At 60.9% G+C, this 17287-nt stretch carries 15 protein-coding genes and 1 riboswitch; of the genes, 2 read left to right on the top strand and 13 right to left on the bottom strand.

Features of this window, described 5'->3' with window-relative positions:
* Positions 1–28: 28 nt before the first annotated feature.
* From DDE77_RS05055 to coxB, 5 genes are read right to left on the bottom strand one after another with little or no spacing between them, the layout of a single operon-like run.
* On the bottom strand, positions 29–1027 hold the full coding sequence (locus DDE77_RS05055) for a c-type cytochrome (RefSeq protein ID WP_108396357.1): 999 nt from the start codon (positions 1025–1027) through the stop codon (positions 29–31).
* Positions 1024–1650, bottom strand: coding sequence for a cytochrome c oxidase assembly protein (locus DDE77_RS05050; RefSeq protein WP_108396356.1), 627 nt, complete (start codon positions 1648–1650; stop codon positions 1024–1026). Before DDE77_RS05050 ends, DDE77_RS05055 begins: the two co-directional genes overlap by 4 nt.
* A complete protein-coding gene (locus DDE77_RS05045) occupies positions 1647–2054 on the bottom strand; it encodes a hypothetical protein (protein ID WP_108396355.1) in 408 nt (135 codons plus the stop codon). Before DDE77_RS05045 ends, DDE77_RS05050 begins: the two co-directional genes overlap by 4 nt.
* Positions 2051–4540, bottom strand: a complete 2490-nt coding sequence (gene ctaD, locus DDE77_RS05040; protein ID WP_108396354.1) for a cytochrome c oxidase subunit I — start codon at positions 4538–4540, stop codon at positions 2051–2053. The genes DDE77_RS05045 and ctaD overlap by 4 nt, the downstream gene beginning before the upstream one ends.
* A complete protein-coding gene (gene coxB, locus DDE77_RS05035; RefSeq protein WP_245895096.1) occupies positions 4537–5574 on the bottom strand; it encodes a cytochrome c oxidase subunit II in 1038 nt (345 codons plus the stop codon). The genes ctaD and coxB overlap by 4 nt, the downstream gene beginning before the upstream one ends.
* A 34-nt stretch (positions 5575–5608) precedes the next feature.
* Here coxB and DDE77_RS05030 point away from each other — a divergent pair, with 34 nt between their 5' ends.
* Complete coding sequence (locus tag DDE77_RS05030) at positions 5609–6103, top strand: cytochrome b (protein ID WP_157959680.1); 495 nt, start codon at positions 5609–5611, stop codon at positions 6101–6103.
* A gap of 127 nt (positions 6104–6230) precedes the next feature.
* Here the strand turns inward: DDE77_RS05030 and DDE77_RS05025 are convergent, their stop codons facing one another.
* From DDE77_RS05025 to DDE77_RS05015, 3 genes are read right to left on the bottom strand one after another with little or no spacing between them, the layout of a single operon-like run.
* The gene (locus DDE77_RS05025) at positions 6231–7436 is read right to left on the bottom strand and encodes an ABC transporter substrate-binding protein (protein WP_245895095.1); all 1206 of its coding nucleotides are present in this window, start codon (positions 7434–7436) and stop codon (positions 6231–6233) included.
* Entirely contained in the window at positions 7351–8496 is a 1146-nt protein-coding gene (locus tag DDE77_RS05020) for an ABC transporter ATP-binding protein (RefSeq protein WP_108396603.1), read from the bottom strand. Before DDE77_RS05020 ends, DDE77_RS05025 begins: the two co-directional genes overlap by 86 nt.
* Positions 8493–9560: a FecCD family ABC transporter permease gene (locus DDE77_RS05015; protein WP_170116481.1), complete on the bottom strand. Its 1068-nt coding sequence runs from the start codon at positions 9558–9560 to the stop codon at positions 8493–8495. Before DDE77_RS05015 ends, DDE77_RS05020 begins: the two co-directional genes overlap by 4 nt.
* A 171-nt stretch (positions 9561–9731) precedes the next feature.
* Positions 9732–9936: riboswitch (cobalamin riboswitch) on the bottom strand.
* Between the two features lie 141 nt (positions 9937–10077).
* Here DDE77_RS05015 and DDE77_RS05010 point away from each other — a divergent pair.
* Positions 10078–10935 (top strand): SDR family oxidoreductase, encoded by an 858-nt coding sequence (locus DDE77_RS05010; RefSeq protein ID WP_108396351.1) that lies wholly within the window; start codon positions 10078–10080, stop codon positions 10933–10935.
* Positions 10936–10971: 36 nt separating this feature from the next.
* Here the strand turns inward: DDE77_RS05010 and DDE77_RS05005 are convergent, their stop codons facing one another.
* From DDE77_RS05005 to DDE77_RS04985, 5 genes are all read right to left on the bottom strand, one after another.
* Positions 10972–13332 carry a glycoside hydrolase family 65 protein gene (locus tag DDE77_RS05005; RefSeq protein ID WP_108396350.1) on the bottom strand — a complete coding sequence of 787 codons (2361 nt, stop codon included), beginning with the start codon at positions 13330–13332 and terminating at the stop codon, positions 10972–10974.
* Positions 13333–13334: 2 nt separating this feature from the next.
* Entirely contained in the window at positions 13335–14285 is a 951-nt protein-coding gene (locus DDE77_RS05000; protein WP_281261290.1) for a PfkB family carbohydrate kinase, read from the bottom strand.
* Positions 14286–14389: 104 nt separating this feature from the next.
* Positions 14390–15346: a glycoside hydrolase family protein gene (locus DDE77_RS04995; RefSeq protein ID WP_108396348.1), complete on the bottom strand. Its 957-nt coding sequence runs from the start codon at positions 15344–15346 to the stop codon at positions 14390–14392.
* A gap of 1 nt (position 15347) precedes the next feature.
* Positions 15348–16259, bottom strand: a complete 912-nt coding sequence (locus tag DDE77_RS04990; protein ID WP_108396347.1) for an ABC transporter ATP-binding protein — start codon at positions 16257–16259, stop codon at positions 15348–15350.
* Positions 16256–17284: an ABC transporter ATP-binding protein gene (locus DDE77_RS04985; protein WP_108396346.1), complete on the bottom strand. Its 1029-nt coding sequence runs from the start codon at positions 17282–17284 to the stop codon at positions 16256–16258. The genes DDE77_RS04990 and DDE77_RS04985 overlap by 4 nt, the downstream gene beginning before the upstream one ends.
* Between the last annotated feature and the right edge of the window lie 3 nt (positions 17285–17287).

Below are 17287 nucleotides of genomic sequence, written 5' to 3'. Positions count from 1 at the left end.
AAGCGGCCGGGCGAGAGCGCCTGGCCGATCAGCGCCCGTACCATTCGGCCAGGGCCTTCATCTCATCTTCCTCAAGGAAGCGAACCACTTCGGCCATGATGTGCGCATTGGGTCCGCCGCGTTCCTCGCGGTGTTCCTTGAAGAGCTTGAGCTGGCCGAGCAGATAAGCCGGGTCCTGGCCGTCAAGCTTGGGATAGCCCGGGCGAGCCGGATTGTTGTGGCAGGAGGCGCAGGCGGGGATATCGCGCTCGGGAATGCCATTTTGGGCGATTGCGGCTGCTTCCGCTGGCGTGCCGGTTCCGCGCTGGGCGACATTGCGCCCGTAATGCTCCGCCAATTGGTTGATCTCGCCGTCGCTGAGCTGGCGTGCGGCTGCCATCATGGTGCCGCTCTGCCGGGAGCCATTGCGGAATGCCTTGAGGGCGGCTGCAAGATAGTCTGGCGTCTGAATGTCTAGACGGGGTGTTCCGGGGATACCGCCTTGGCCCTCCACGCCATGGCAGCTTTCGCAACTGCCAGTCGCATCTTCCCGGATCAAGGAGGCATAGCTGTTTGCGTTGAGGTCCGGCAGCGTTTGAAGAAACGCCACCATGTCCCAGACCTCGTCATCGCGAAGCTGACTGGGCCAGCCGGGCATGGCCGTGCGGCTGATGCCGTGCTTGAGCGTGGCAAATATGCGCGCTGGCGGATGCCACTGCGCCATGCGTTCGACCAGCAAAGGTGGGGTGGGGCTCAGATTGCGGGAGAATTGCTGCGGCGGCCGCAGCGGGCTGCCGTGGCAATCGGCGCAGACCATCTCGTAATGGCCTGCAGCGCGCTCCTTCATGCCCGCTTCGTCGAGGGCCGGCACTTCCGTGAACAGCGAGCGCAGGGTGATCGATTGCTGGGCTGCCAGATTATAGTAGGCGTCCAGCACGGCAGGCTGTGGCGGTTCGGCGGTTCGGGGCAGCACGCCGCTCAGGGGAACCCACGCAAGGCCGAACAGGGCAAGGCCTGCGCCTGCCAGATATGGCCGGAAATCGATCATGTCGCCTCCTCTCGCTGCAGCACCCGCGCCATCAGCACGAGACCGCCGGCCAGATAGATAACGCCGCCAATGGCGAGCATGATCACGCCGCCCAGTTGCTGATCCGCCAGCAGGGCCGAAGTCGGGGTGGCGTGATGGGCGTGGTCGCCAAAGATGGCTCTAGGCGCCAGCCCGATCAGCGCGCCCAAAAGGGTCATGTGCATGGAGGTAAAAAAGAGGGCCATGGCGCCGGCGAGGGCGGCAGAACGCCGGGTTTCACCAGTGCTGGTCAGAGCCACGAGCCAGACCAGCAAGGAAACGGCGGCGAAGCTGAGCTGCTCTATGGTCAAGGCCAGATATGAGCTGCGGGAGGCATGGTGCAGGGCGGGGGCATGCCAGCCCCAGACCACCACGAAATCGATGATGCTGGCAGCTATGGGCAGCGCCAATTGCGAGCGCAGCCATCCTCGCGCGCCCACGAATGGACCGATCCCCGCAGCAAGCAGCGGCACGCCAATGCCGACAACGGCCATATGGAGCGCCATGTGGGCGGTGAAGCTCCCTTGCACCATGTGAGGCAGTGGGCCGGCCCAGGCCAGCAAAAGCACCAGCAGACCGGCAATGGTAAGGGGCCGAACAATCATCGGCAGGTGGACAGGTAAAGGGCGGGAATGACGACATAAAGGATCGCCACGGCGGACAGGATGGACAACATCAGCGCTGCATGGCTGAGGAAGCGATGGCGCTCCTCGGGCGAATTGTGCTCGAACTCGAAGTCATTGTCGGTGACGCTGCGTGCCCGCACGCGCCAGATGCCCAGGGTCAGCCAGCCGATTGCCCCAAGGGCAACTACAGTGGCCGCCACGACCCAGTATTTTGCTGCGGTCAGGTCTGTGGGGCGGCCCAGTTTCTCGCAGTAGATGGCGACGAAGACGTAGCAGAACAGGAAATGGAGCGCCCAGATAATGGGCGAGGCGATAACGCGCCACAGATCGACACCGTGGCCGGTTTCGCGTTCAACTTCGTTGGGGGCGCGGGATGGGCTCATTGCAGCAGTGGAAACCCTCCGATCACCAGGGCCGTCAGCAGGCCCGAAAAACCGACAAAGTGCCAATAGAGGGTGACGTTCCACAGATCGGCGTCATGGGTGGGCGTAAGACGGTGGAAAATGGACCGCGCGAGGCAATAGGCCTGCATGATGATGCCGACAAGCAGATGGGCAATCACCCAGACCACCAGGGCCCAGACAATAGCATTATAGGTGTTGAGCGTGGGGTCGAGCCCAGTTGTCCAGGGCCCGGCCATGAGCGCCAGGCCGGTCAGCACGGCACCGATAATGCCGGCTATGATCAAGCTGCGCGCCAGAACGACATTGCCCGCAGCATTGGTTAGCCGCGACCCCAGCATGGCGCCCCAGGTGAGCAGGGTCAGGCCTGCTGCAACCAGAGGCCATTGCCAGCCGGGTCCATCCACGCCCTGAGGCGGGAAATGCTCGTTTACGGTCCAAAGGAAAAAGTAGCCGAACACAACGCTGAGGAAAGCAGTCAGATCGCCAGTCATGGTGATGAACATGGCCCACCAGCCGGTGGATCGCGGGCCGGCGACATAGAGCGGCAGCTCGCGGCCATCGCCGATATCCTTGGTCGGCTTTTCCGGGATTTGAGCCGTGCCGGTCCAAAGCCAATACAAGGTCACGCCTAGGAAGAAGATCGCGCTCGCCAGCGTCAGCCACCACAGCTTCCAAGTGGCGAGAATGAAGACGCCGCCCAGGCCGATTGCGGCCATCATAGGCAGCCAGGTTGGAGTACCGACGCGAAGAACCTGCACGGGCTGAGCGTCGAGCACCGAGGTTACCAGCGTTTCACGCCGCCCCTCTGAAGCATCGGCCAACAGGCCACGGCCGTTGTCTATATTGTCCTGAAGGTCCTTATCGTCCCAAAGGGGGTAGCGGCTGTTGATCTGTGGGATGGAGCGCAGGCCCCAATTATCTGCCGGCACCCTGCCGACCCATTCCAAGGTGCCCGCATTCCAGATGTTGCGCGCAGCATAGGGCTCCTTGCGCTTGGGGCGAACACAATCCCATACGAACAGGAGGAAGCCAGCCGCAAAAATAAAGGCGCCGACCGTCGAGACCATGTTGAGCAAGCCCCAGTCCCGATCAACACCATAGGTGAAGACCCGGCGGGGCATGCCCATCAGCCCGGTTAGATGCATGGGCAGGAAGGTGACGTTGAAGCCGATAAAGATCAGCCAGAACGACCAGATGCCGGCTTTGCGCGACAGGGTCTTGCCCGTGGCGAATGGGTAGTAATATTGCACCCCGGCAAGGACTGGGAACAGCATGCCACCGATCAGGGTGTAGTGGAGGTGGGCGACAATGAAATAGGTGTCGTGCACCTGGAAATCGAACGGCGCGACGGCGACCATGACGCCCGTTATGCCGCCGATCAGGAAGCTCGCCAGCGCCCCCAGGCAGTAAAGCATGGGCACGGTGCGCACGACATTGCCGAGCATGACCGTGGCGATGAAAACGAACAGCTGAATGCCGGTAGGGATGGCTACCGCTTCGGATGCGGCCGAGAAGAAGCCGAGCGAAATTGCGGGCAGGCCAGTGGTGAACATGTGGTGCACCCAAAGGCCAAAGCTCAGAAAGCCCGTGCCGATGGCGGACAACACGATCCATGAATAGCCGGCTATGGGACGCTGCGCGAAGGTCGGGATGATCATTGCAAGGAGCGCAATGGCGGGCAGGAAGATGATGTAGACTTCAGGATGCCCGAATATCCAGAACAGGTGTTGCCAGAGGAGCGGGTCGCCGCCGCGGCTGACATCAAAGAAGGGCCAGTCGAAAGCGCGTTCCAGCTCGAACAGGAAATCGCCTGCAATCAGCGGCGGGAAGGCGAACAGGATCATCCCGGCGACGATCAGCACATACCAGCTATAGAGGGGGGTGAGGTTAATGTGCATGCCCGGCGCGCGGCACTTGAGGACGCCCACAATCAGTTCCACGGCAGCAGCAATGGAGGCCACTTCGATGAAGCTAAGGCCCAGCAGCCAGATATCGGCACCAATGCCGGATTGCTCGGTGGACAGGGGCGGGTACATGAACCAGCCGGCATCGGGCGCGGAATTAAAGAATATGGAGCCGCAAACAAAAACCCCGCCGATAATGAAGCACCAAAAGCCAAAGGCGGAAAGCCGAGGGAAGGGCAGGTCGCGGGCGCCCAGCATGGCGGGCAGGATCAGGATCGCGACGGCCTCGAAGATCGGTACGGCAAACAGGAACATCATCACCGTGCCATGCAGGGTGAAGAGCTGGTTGTAGGTCTGCGCCGAAACCAGACCATTGTCCGGAACGGCCAATTGAGTGCGCATGATCAGCGCCAGGGCGCCACCAAACAGCATGAAGGCGAAGGACGCGCCGATATACCATTTGCCAACAGTGGAGTTGTTGACGTCGGACAGGATCGACCAACCCTTGGGCGTTTCCCAAACCTTGGCGAGTTGCTGTTCCTCTTCGGCCTTGTCGGTCATTTGAGCTCCAGCAGGAATTGAACGATGGCTTCGCGGTCCTGGTCGGGCAGGGTGGCGAAGGACGGCATGCGCACACCCGGCTTGATGTGCTCAGGCGCGATCAGCCAATCCTCGAGATTGGCTTCGGTCAGCGGCAGGGTTCCGGCGCCAATGGTGCGGCGGCTGCCAAAATGAGTGAGGTCCGGGCCCACGGCGCCCTCTTCGCTGATCCCGCGGACGATGTGGCAGGCGCCGCAGCCTGCGGCATCGAAGGCTTCGCGACCGGGGGCCGGGCGGGCTGGTTGGCGCTGTTGCTCAAGCCAAGCGTTGAACTCGCCGGCTTCATGCACCACCACGGGAAAGGCCATCAACGCATGGGAGGTGCCGCAGAATTCAGCACAGACGCCGCGGTAAACGCCTTCCTTGGTGGGCTCGAGCCGCAGCACATTGGTACGGCCCGGGATCGCATCCATCTTGCCGCCCAGTGGCGGAATCCAGAAGGAGTGGATCACATCAGTGCTGGTCAGCGCGAATTCTGCCGTAGCGCCATTGGGCAGGTGGAGTTCGTTAGCGGTCTCGACGAGCGTGCCGTCCTCCGCCTCATACGCAATGCGCCACCAGAACTGTTCTGCCGTTACATGGACGCGCAGGTCCGGCGTGTCCGCTTCTGCCCAGCTCGGAAGCAGGGCGAGGCCGACAACCAGAAGGGCTGCCAGACCAATTGTGGGGAATACGACGCCACCAAAGAACACCAGGCGGTCAGCAAATTTTTCGCTGCGCGGCGCCTTCTTGCCCAGAATGGCATAGACCGCCGCGCCCATGAACACGCACCAGACCACCGCGCCTATTGCGGTCATGAACCAGAAGAGATCGGCAAGTTCTGCTGCGTCCTGCCCGGCCGGGTGAAGGGCACTCTGCTCCGTATTACAGCCGGCGAGCCAAACAGCGGTCAGCGCAAGAAGCGAAAACCTGCATGCATTTCCAGTCCAAGTTCTGCCAGCTTGCCCCATATACTCCCGCGCCGGTGTATTGAACGGAACGCAGCTCTTGTGCATGAGTTCCTGTTCTAACCATCCTAGCGGAGAGATCATGTCGCGGCCACAGGGATACTCCCGACTTCAGATTGTTCTCCACTGGACGATTGCACTGCTGATTTTTGTGCAGCTTTCGATAAACGAGCCCATGCAGCGGGCGTTTTTCGAACGGCTCTCGGGCAAGCCGTTGAACGAGATCGATGGTGCGCAACTACATGTTATCGTTGGCTTAACCGTGCTGGTGCTCGGCATTGTTCGCGTGACAATCCGCACCCTGCGCGGAACGCCCCCGCCGCACAAGGAAACCCCAGCCATCCTGAACTGGCTGGCCCATGCCACCCACATGCTGCTCTATGGCTTTATATTCGGCATGCCGATAACGGGCGCTCTTGCCTGGTTCCTGGGCATTCCCCTTGCAGCGGTATTGCATGAAATCGGCCGCTTGATTCTGATCCCGGCCATTGCCTTGCATGTGATTGGTGCGCTCACCGAGCAGTTCGTGTTCCGCAACGATTCCCTACAACGCATGTTCAAGGCGCGCGCACGATAGGCGTGTCGAAGACTTGCTCGTGAGAGCCGCTCCAGCGGCATGAATTCCGGAACGCTGCCGGCAACATGAACTGCCCGCCGTTTGCCGCCTAGAGCTTGCCAGCTAAGCTTGTCGGGAAACAATGGGTCTAGTTGGCTGTAGCCTCTTGTGTGGTAGGCGCTTGGAAGCAGACGCCGTCTTCACCAGGAAACAACTGGGGAAGCATGCCGATGGCGTAGTCGCGCACCAGGCGATCGACCCGAACATAGGTGATCGCGTTGCACTCATGGTAATTGGGGACTGTGGAGATGGCGTACCGACCTTCCGCAAGAGCGGGGACGTTGCGGTATCGCTCATCACTCGCCAGTGCCTCGGGTGAGTCGATGTAGTAGATCACGAAGAAATCCACATCCTGGCTCCGCTCGAGCGCGGTCTCGTAATCGAAATCCATACCGTTGGGACGATCATTGCTCCGGGCGAATGGATTATCCACGCCCATCAGCTCCAGGATTTGCCCGTTCAGGGACTTGTCGCCATGGGCATACATGAAGCCGCAGCCGCCATCGTCACCGAGGCAAGCATAGGCTGCGGAAAAATCACGATCAGCGAACTGGTCCGCGACCTGCCTGGCAATGTCGGTATAGTCCGCCTCGATTTTGTTGAATGCCTGATTGGCTTCGGCTTCCTTGTTGTAGAAGGTCGAAACGAGCTTGAGCCATTCGGATGACCCCAGGGGCGTGGGCTCCGTCCGGTTCGAAATCATGATTGCCGGCAGGCCGCGGCCGCTGACCGTGGTGACCTCCTGATAGCCCGGGCCATATCCAGCCATGAAGATTACATCGGGCTCGAGCGCCAGCGTCATTTCATAATCCAGATCGGTTTCCGCGCCGATGCTTTGTGGATCGGCAGCACGATCGAGAACGCTCGCGTACCAGGCGTCCGTCTCCGCAAAGCCGAGGAAGTTCTTGGTGACGCCAACAATGCTCGGCGCAGCGCCGATCTCGTCGAGCATGGCCAGCGCGTTGCGGTGCGTGACGATCGCCCGATCGATCGGCACTTCCACAACAAGGGCGCCCGCCAGATCGCCGGAGAGCTCGGGAACAAGAGTGCCGCATTGCACCAGAACATATTTGAGCTCGGCCCTAGCCGTGGGGCTTTCAGTGTCCGCTACGGTCACCACCTTGTAGTGACCGTGGTAGGCTATGTCCCAGAATGCGGAGTGCTCGGACGCTACCTTGTCGGGAAAATAGTCCTGCCCCTGCTTGAAATCACTTGGACAATTGTTTGCGTGTGCCAGGCTCGGATTGGCCAGCAGCAGGGCGAACGTCGTTGTACCAAGGATGAATCTGATCATGGGTCGGATCTCCATTGTTGTGTTCTGTGTCCGCAATCGCTGCGAGGGCATTGACCAGATCGGAAAGGCCTTGGCCGCTGTTTGAGCAGCCTGCCTCGTCCAGCTTCCAGACCAAGGCGCCCTGTTGTGCGTCGTGAACCGCGAGCCGCCATTTTGCGTCAGCGTCCCTAGCTACCGGGTCGAACCCGGCCCGTCGGACGGCGCGACGTACCCAATGCAGACTCGGTTCGGCTGCGCTGATGGCGATTGGCAGGCCATGGCTTTTGCGAGCCAGGATGAAATTGCCGGCTGCATGGTCAAAGCTGATTTCGCTGGCCGCATAGGTGCGCTCGATGGAGCCCCCCACGGCCAGGTCTTCAGGTCCTCCGGTTTCAAACCGGCCATCGGCGTGAACCAGCCAGAGCTGGTCGGCGGCGCGCAGCGCCAAATCGAGGTCATGGGTGGACAGAAGGACCGCCAGCCCTGTTTCATCCGCAAGCTTGCGCAGGAGTGCGATCAGTTCCACGCGCCGTGTTAGGTCCAGAAAGGCCGTGGGTTCATCAAGAACCAGCACCGATGGGCGCTGTGCAAGGGCACGCGCGATCATGGAGCGCTGCCGCTCCCCGTCCGAAAGTTCGATCACCTGCCGGTCGGCCAGCTGGCTGGCTCCCGCAGCCCGCAGTGCCCATTCAATCGTCTGCCGGTCATCGTCGGCCATCGCCGAAAACCAGCCAAGGTGTGGTGATCGCCCAAGCCCCACCAAGGTCCGCACCGTCATCAGGCCCACATCGACAGGGTCGGTCAGGACCACGCTCAGCCGCTTCGCCCTTTCACGAGCGGAGAGGGCGATGAGGTTCTCACCCGATAGCAGCACCCGACCGCCAAGCGGCTTTTGACTGCCCACCAAGGTTCGCAAAAGCGTCGACTTGCCCGCGCCGTTTGGCCCAAGCAAAAAGGTCAATTGTCCCGGGAGCAGCTGGGCGGAAATCCCCTGCAGGATTGCGGTGGAACGACCCCCGCGGCGCTTGTAGCCGACGCAAAGGTTTTCCGCTGAAACCACGGGAACGGGTAGGGCGCTCATAGGGGCACCTGTCCGGCTTCGCTCCGCCTACGCAGTAGCACCCAGAGCACCACTGGTGCCCCGATAAATGCCGTTACCGAATTGAGCGGCAGCGTCACATCCGTCAGTCCGTTTCCGCCCGCGACATATTCGGCCAATAGGACAAGGATGGCGCCGACCAGGGCCGAGCCGGGAAGCACGACGAAATGATCGGATTGTCCAAGCATGCCGCGCACCAGATGGGGCGCAGCGAGGCCGATAAATCCGATAGCGCCGCAATAGGCCGTTACGACACCGGCCAGCAGGGCAACAATCGAAAGGGCCACGAATTGCACCGGGCGAACGCTGACGCCCATTGTGGCCGCATAGCGCTCGCCTAGAAGCAGAATGTTCATGGGCTTTGCGAGCAGCATTGCCGTGACGATCGTGAGCAGGCATGCCGGCGCCAACACCTGCAGATCGGACCAGGTGATGTCACGCACCGTCCCCCGGGTGAAGGTCGCGAGCCCCTGCAGCCTCTCAGGGTCGGCGTAGTAAACTAGCACATCCACCAGCGCCCCGGACAGAAAGCCAAACATGACGCCCACGATCAGCACCATAGCGGGGTTCCCGAGCCGTCGGGCAAAGGCGAGGGCAAGGATCAGCACCATGGCGGCGCCGGCCACGGCAGCCCCGGTGATCCCTAATTGTCGGACCACTGACAATCCAGACAGCCATCCTGTGGTGGAACTGCCCAGGATGACAATCGCAGCGCCCAGGATTGCCCCCGAGCTGACGCCCAGCACATAAGGGTCGGCCAATGGATTGCGAAACAGCGTTTGCATCATCGCGCCGCCTACGCCCAGCGCTGCACCGGCGAGAACAGCCGTGATCGCCTTGGGCAATCGAGCATCCATGACGATGATGCGGTGAATAGACCGCGTGCCCTCGCCGCCGGCCAGCACGTCGATGACTTCACCCAGCGGGATGAACACCGTGCCGCGGACAAGCAGAACAAGGAAGCATGCGATCACCAGGATAGCCATGACCAGCAAGCCAGCTGCCGTCCGAATTCGTGGCGACAAAGCCGGATCAAACGCGCTCATGTGTTGTTCAGCCTCAAGCAGCCAGAGCAGGTCGCCCGGACAAGCAGAGGAAAAATTTGGGCGTCAAGTTCCATCGACCAAGGCATCCACTGTTGGGGATGCAAGGACAGAATCGCGCGCTCTTGCGAACGGAATTGTCATAAGCCTGCCTCCGCCAGGGCACCTCGCCTGGCTTCATGATGTCGCTCGGCAGGTCTCCTGGCTCACGGCTCGGATGCGATGGCAGCCTTCCCACCCCACAAGGGCAGTGGCATTTGCGATCGCTCGCCGCTTACAGTTGCGAGGGCAGCCCCGGTTTTGGCCCCTGATGGGTAATCCGCACCGTGTTCCCTTTTAATCCGCGCTCCCTGGCGGAACCAAAGCACGCCCCTCTTGTCACACCCTCCGCCAGATCGCAATCGGCGGCGACGGCATCCGTGTCAATATGAACCACCTTGCCCTTTCGCATAGTTTAGGGAGGCGAACGATCTCCCCCAAGCTAACGTTGGCCCGGGACAATCCACAAAGGAGTGTCTCCATGACCCAGGATCCCAAGCCACCTTTCCCCGCCCAGCCCCAGCTGATCCCCGGCTCCAGCGCCAAAATGGATCCCGTGCCTGACTATGGCGAGGATAGCTACAAGGGCAGCGGACGACTGGCTGGCAAGAAGGCGCTGATCACCGGAGCCGACTCCGGTATTGGCCGTGCAGTGGCGTTGGCTTTTGCCCGTGAAGGCGCGGACGTCGCAGTATCCTATCTCAACGAGGAAGAAGACGCGGCCGAAACCAAGCGGCTTGTGGAAAGCGCTGGCCGGCAGTGTCTGTTGATCCCCGGCGATATTTCCAAGGCTGCTCACTGCCGCCAATTGGTGAGCCAGACCGTGGATGCCTTCGGCCAGATCGACATTTTGGTCAACAATGCCGCCCACCAGAACACATTCGAGTCGCTCGAAGAAATTCCCGATGAAGAATGGGAAGTGACCATGGCGACCAATATTTCGGCCATGTTCTACATCACCAAGGCCGCCGTTGCGCACATGAAGGAAGGCAGCGCCATTATCAACACCTCGTCGGTCAATGCCGATACGCCCAGCCCCCAATTGCTGGCCTATGCCACAACGAAAGGCGCCATTCAGAACTTCACCGCGGGCTTAGCTCAACTGCTGGCCGAAAAAGGCATCCGGGCCAATACCGTGGCACCTGGACCCGTGTGGACGCCGCTCATCCCCTCCACCATGCCGGAAGAAAAGGTTAAGAACTTCGGCAAGCAGGTTCCCATGGGCCGGCCCGCGCAACCCCGCGAACTCGCACCGGTCTACGTGATGTTGGCAAGCGATGAGTCCAGCTATGTGTCAGGCGCAACAATCGCGGTGACGGGCGGCAAGCCGATCATCTGATTTCCAAAGCAGATGAGAAGCGTCTGCCGCGGACGATTATCCGCCACTATGCGTCGGGGCAATTCTTATTTCTTGCCCTGGCGCGAGATCCATCACACAGCCGGCCTGAACGACACGGAACGACTCTGTGTTTGTTTCGGCCGAAAGCAGTTCAATGCTGGCGCCGTTCCAGTGCAGGTCGAACCGGCCCCCGCAATAGCAAAAGCCGAAACGAACCGGCGGCAAGCCCTCCGGCACTGCAGGGCGGAGATGCAGGCCATCGGCCTGGGGGCTCAAACCAAGATAGTGCCTCTGAAGAACATCCAAAGACGCAGCCATGGCGCCCAGATGGAGCCCCTCTGCTGCGGACTGCGCATGTTGAGCATCCAGATCAGGCGCTAGCGCCTCGCGCCACAGCGACCAGGACAATTGCGGATCGAAAGGCAGCAGGGCAGCTGCATAGCTCACCTGGGAGAGCGACGAGCCATGGCTGGTGCGCTGGCGATAATATTCGATGCTCCGATGCAATTGTTCGGCTGTTGCCTTGTAGCCGAGCCGACTAAATATTGCCTGCACTTGATCCAGCGTCAGCAAATAGAACAGCACGGCGAAGTCTGTTTGCTTAAACAGCTGATAGTCGTTTACGTCCTTGCCTTGCTGCTCAAGTTCCCAATCTGCGCTGCCTTGCCCTAGACTATCGGGGTCGATCTGCTTGAGGGTTTCGACATTTTCGAATTGGCAAACGAGACCAGAGGCAGAGAAAGGCACCCGCAATCGACGGCTGATCTGGTCCCATAAGCCAATCTCTTCGTTCCCGATGCCCAGCCGGTTACGCAGAGGCAGGGGAACAGCATCGAGGCTCTCAATCGCCTGCGCCAGCGTCCAGGCAGCGGTCAGATTTGTGTAGCTGTTGTTGTCGATGCCGGGCTTGTCGCGCGTGGCATATTGCGTGTGGAACTCATCCGGCCCAACCACGTGGCGAATATCGTAGCGGCCGTCCTGCGGATCGCATACGGCCAGGCTTGCCCACATCCGCGCAATCTCCACAAGCATTTCCAAGCCCTGCTCGTTGAAAAATGCCTTGTCGCCGGTCGCCCAAACATAGTGGAAAATGTCCCAGACGATGGCGGCATTGATGTGCACCTGATGATCGGTATGGTCCTCGCGCCAATGCCCGTTGGAAGGGTTCTTCTGGAAACGCGGGGTTTCCTCGTGCCCGGTCCGAGCGCTGCGCCAAGGATAGAGCGCGCCTTTCAACCCGTACTTGCGGGCATTCTCCCGGGCCGCATCAAGCCTGGTGTAGCGATATTGAAGCATTTCCCGCGCGAGTTCGGGAAAGCGCAAGCTGATCACCGGGACGGAGAACATTTCGTCCCAGAACACCTGTCCGCGATAGGCCTCCTGCCATCCCCTTGCCGGAAAGCCTACATCTCGGCCGATGTTGTGATGTGAGTAGTTCTGCAGAAGGTGGAACAGCGCAAGCTGCTGTGCCTGCTCGATGTCCCTGTCGGCGGAAGCAAGAGGCATGGCGTCCCAGAGCTCGGCCCAGGCTGAACAATGCCGATCCAGCAGGGCGTCGTAGCCTGGTGCTTCCGCCAAGGCTTGCCTGGCGCTTGCCTCTACATCCTCGCCATCGCTTGGACCGATGAATACCGCCATGATCCTGTCGATCGTGATGGGCCGCTCGGCTTCGGCCTGGACCGAAAAAATGTAGCCGACGGATTCATCGTCTATGGTGGGGCTCGTTGAATTCAATGGGCACGACACGAAGTCCCTGGTGCGCACCGCTACATTGAAATGCGAGTTGATTGTCTGCGCTTCGACATGGAGCGCGTTGCCGTCCGAGCCCTGGCCCAAAACCCGCAAGTGCTTATGGGCATAGTCTTCATGCTTTTCGATAGCGTTGTTCACGACCGAAGTGTCGATCTGTGAGCGAAACACGATCGGCCCAGACCAATTGTGTGGCGTGAGCGTGAGCCTCAAGCCTACGAGATTGGGAGCGTCCATGCTGACGAAACGCTCCTCGCTTAACGCGGTCACTCGTCCCGAGCTTTCCCTAAAACGCATATTCCGCTTCATGACGCCGGTACGAAGATCGAGCACCTGCTCGTAGTGGAGCAATTCGGTGTCTTCCAGCGAGAACCAGGCGCCATCTTCCGTCTGGTAGCTAAGCGCCAGCCCATTGGGCAGGTTGACAATGGACTCGTTCCAGACTGTCTCGCCTTGGATCTGGCTCGGCAGGGGATTGTAGCAGCCGGCATAATACATGCCGGGGTAGTGGTGATCGTCCGTCTTGGACCAGGGGCAGGCGGAGCGCAGCAGCAGCATTCCATTGCCGAGTGAAAACAACGATTCGCGACGTTTTTCGTCATCGGGGTCATAGCCAACGATGTGCACCAAGGACGTGTTTCTTACCATCTTCACCGAGCAGGAACTCCGTCCGCCACGCGCCTGGCCATTTGGTCCAGCTCCGATCGGTTGGGATAGGCTTCTTGCGAGCCTTTCCCGCTAACGGCGAGAGTGGAAGCGGCAACACCATAGATGGCGGCGTCCCGGGGAGAATGCCCTTCCAACAGGGCTATCGCCACGGCGGCGGTAAAGGCATCACCCGCGCCGGTCTTGTCCACCACCTCAACCGGGGGAGAATTGATCCTCTCCACGGCTCCAGCAGTTGCCAGCAGGCAGCCGCCATCCGACAGTTTGACGCAAACAATCTCCACGCCACTTTCCGCTAGCATGCGCGCCACCCGTTCGCTGTCGGTATCCGATGAAATCTCGATCCCTGCGATCGCGCCAGCCTCCTGCACATTGGGAGCGATGGCGTGGAGCCTGCGGAGGTGTTCCGGCTTTACGTCCTTGCCGAACGAGCCATCGGCAATAATTCGCATTTGGCGCTGAGTGGCAGCTTGAAGCGCGATCTCAACCGCTTCGGGCGAAATCTCGAAGTCGATAGTGAGAACGGCGCCGGCCTCTGCCTGCTTGATGGCTTGGCGCACAAGATCAAGAGAAGAATCGTCCCAGTCGCGATTGGCATTGCTCGCTAGAAGGATCGTCTTGTCGCCATTCTCCGGCACGGCAATCATCGCTATTGCGGTGGGGCTCTCGGCAGTGACTGAAACCCCGGACAAATCCAGCCCAGTTTGCCTAAGCGGCTGGAGCGCCTGCCCGGCGAAATGATCATCGCCCACCCGGCCGATCAGCGTAGCGCCAATGCCAAGCTTTTGGGCAAACAAGGCGCGGTTCGCGCCCTTTCCGCCTGCACGCTGTAAAAATGTCTTGGCCGGCAGCGTTCCGCCCTCAGACAAATCCGCGGACACCTCAAACTGAAAATCCGCATTGATGCTGCCGAGCGATAAAAAAGAGGAAGGCAAAATGGGTCACCTAGAAGGGGCTTGAACATCCAAAACGCCAGCCTCCGGCAGCTGTTCCAATCTCCCCCTGCGACAACCCGACGCCGCGGCAACTGCTCGCCGGCTCATTCCTTCATGCGCAGCAGCGCCATCGACGGTGGTATGTTTCTTTCAAAGACCAGCACGTCATCCACCACAATCAGGCGGGCGTGATGAATGGCTGTTCGACGCGCGGCCACATCGGGCGGCCCGGCCTTAGCATTGATCTCGTCCCATTCGGGGTGGGTGAAGTAGAACATGGCTGCGTGCTCGCCTGCCACCACGACATCAGCATGGCGCACGAAGCGCTTGTCCATGGGGTCCTCGCCCGGCTCGCCGCCGATGAGCCCCTGGCGGGTCCAGTTGATGGCATCGTGCGAGCGATAAACGCCCTGGCCGCGCCATTCATCGACGATGAGCCAGTGCCAGCCGCCCAGCTCGAAGACGTTGGGGCCTTCGTGCGGCGGGCCATCGGGAGTGCCGGGCAGCACCAGGCCCTCTTGGCGCCAGGTGAACAGGTCATCGCTGACGGCGCTCCACGTGCTGGAGCCGGCATCTTCGTCCTTGTACCACATGCGCCAAAGCCCATCGGGGCAGCGGTAAACGCAGGCGTCGATAACACGCGGACCGTTCAGCGTCAGCGGCCCGACGCGCGTCCAATTCTCCAGGTCTGGGCTAGTGAAATGGGTGATGGTGCGTGGCACGCCAGGCCAGTTGTCGGGCACGCCGGGAATGTAGCTGAGCCACATATGGTACTGCCCTTCGGCCCAGATCACTTCGGGTGCCCAGTGCGTATTGCGCTGCCCGGCATCCTTGGGATCGTCCAGTCCGGCAACAGTGCCACGATAGTGCCAGCTTGCTCCGTCGTCTCGGCTCACCGCCACGCCGATGGGCGAGCCGTGGATCCAGGTAAAGAACGGGCCGTCGGTAGCGGGCTGCCTATTGGTGTAGAACATCCACCATTCGTCGGTGCCCTGCTTGCGGATGATTGTTGGATCGGCAGCGCCGTCCTGAATGGGATCGCGGAAAATCGGTGCGCTCATCTCAGTAAACCCGCACCGATCGCTCGTCAGGCCGATCAACAAGGCGCCCGGCCTTCCCGACCAATTCACCCGCCAGTGCCACCATGCCCGGATCGGTCGCGAGCTTGCCCGCGCCGGCATCCTCGGTGCTGAGAACGCTGTTCTTGAGCAATCGGGAATAGGGATGCTCGGGATTGTCCAGCACGGTGCGTGCGTCGCCCATTTCGACGATGCGTCCCCGCTGCATGATGATCAGGCGGTTGGAAATGTAATAGGCGGTGGCCAGATCGTGCGTGATGTAGATCACGGAAACCTTGAGATCATCGCGCAAGCTCTTGAGCAGATTGACGATGCTCATGCGCAGGCTTGCGTCCACCATGGAGACGGGCTCATCGGCCACCAGCAGGGGTGGGTTGGGGATCAGCGCCCGTGCAATGGCCGCGCGCTGCAATTGCCCGCCGCTCATTTCATGGGGATAGCGGCCGCGCACTTCGGCAAGGCTGAGCCCCACTTTTTGCAGTGCGCCATCCATGGCCGCATCGATGTCGTCGCGTTGCGTTACCTTGAGGAACCGCGTGGCGGTTGATTCCAGATAGCGATCAATGCGCTTGAGCGGGTTGAAGGCTTCAAACGGGTTTTGGAACACCGGCTGGACATTTGCCATGAACTCCAGCCGCTCGGCCCGGCCTACTCTGTGGCTCACGGTCTTGCCGCGGAAGCTGATTTCGCCGCTGCTGGGCAGTTCCAGCCCAAGGATCATGCGCGCCAGCGTCGTCTTGCCCGAGCCGCTTTCCCCGATGATCGTGAAGATCTCCGGCTTTTCAACGCTCAGGGACATGGACGCATCTTCCACTGCGCGCACGATCTTGCGCGAGAGCATTCCGCCCATGGTGAACTGCTTGGAAACGTTCTTGACGTCGAGAAGCGTACTCATGCCATCACCCCATGTGCCTGATGCGGCTTGACCAGCGGCGCCACGTCCTGCCAGCGCCAGCAGGCGCTGCGGTGATCATTGGCAACTGGGATCAAGGGCGGCACCTCGGTCTTGCACTTGTCGATCGCCAGGGGGCAGCGCGGATGGAAACGGCAGCCTTGCGGCGGATTGGCAAGGCTCGGCGGCCGGCCTTCAAGAGCCGGGCGCTGCGTGGTGTCGCCAATGCGCGGCAAGCTTGCGACCAGATGGGCGGTGTAGGGATGCTTGGGGGCAAAGAACATTTGCCGCGTGGGGCCTTCTTCTACGAGGCGCCCGGCATAGATGATGCCGACGCGGTCGGTCATGTTGGCATGCACGCTCATGTCGTGGGTGACGAATACGACGGAGCTGCCCATGTCTTGCTGGATTTCGCGGATGAGGCCCAGCACTTCCTTTTGCACCACGACGTCCAGCGCCGTGGTGGGCTCGTCCGCAATCACGAATTCGGGGTGACAGACTGTGGCGAGACCAATGGTCACGCGCTGCCGCATGCCGCCCGATAGCTCGTGCGGATAGGCATTGAGAACGTCGGCTGGCAGCTTGAGGCGCTCTAGATGTCCTAGCACACGCTCACGATAGGGCGTCCCGCTGGCGGCGAGGGGGCGCTTGGCGAAGTCCTCGAAGGTCTTTCCGATGCGGCGCACAGGGTTCAGCGTGCTCATCGAGCCCTGCATGATGTAGCTGAGGCTGCGCCAGCGAATGGCGTCTAGCTGCTGCGGAGTGGCCGTGGTGACATCGATGGGGCCGCTCTTGAAGTTGAACTTCACGGAGCCATCGACAACCCGCATGGGCGGGCGGATGGCAGCCGCAAGCACCTTGATGAACGAGGTTTTGCCCGACGAGCTTTCCCCGGCAATGCCGTAGATCTCGTTCTTGCGCACGGTCATGGTGATGTCATCGACTGCGCGAACCTCCCGGCTCACGCCGAAATAGTTCATCTGGTAATAGGCCTTGAGCCCTTCGACCGTAAGGATGTCCTGTGTCATGGC

It is taken from the genome of Devosia submarina (genome assembly GCF_003056345.1).
GTDB lineage: Bacteria > Pseudomonadota > Alphaproteobacteria > Rhizobiales > Devosiaceae > Devosia > Devosia submarina.
The sequence above is the reverse complement of the archived record's forward strand: the minus strand, read 5'-3'. Positions and strand labels throughout refer to the sequence as shown.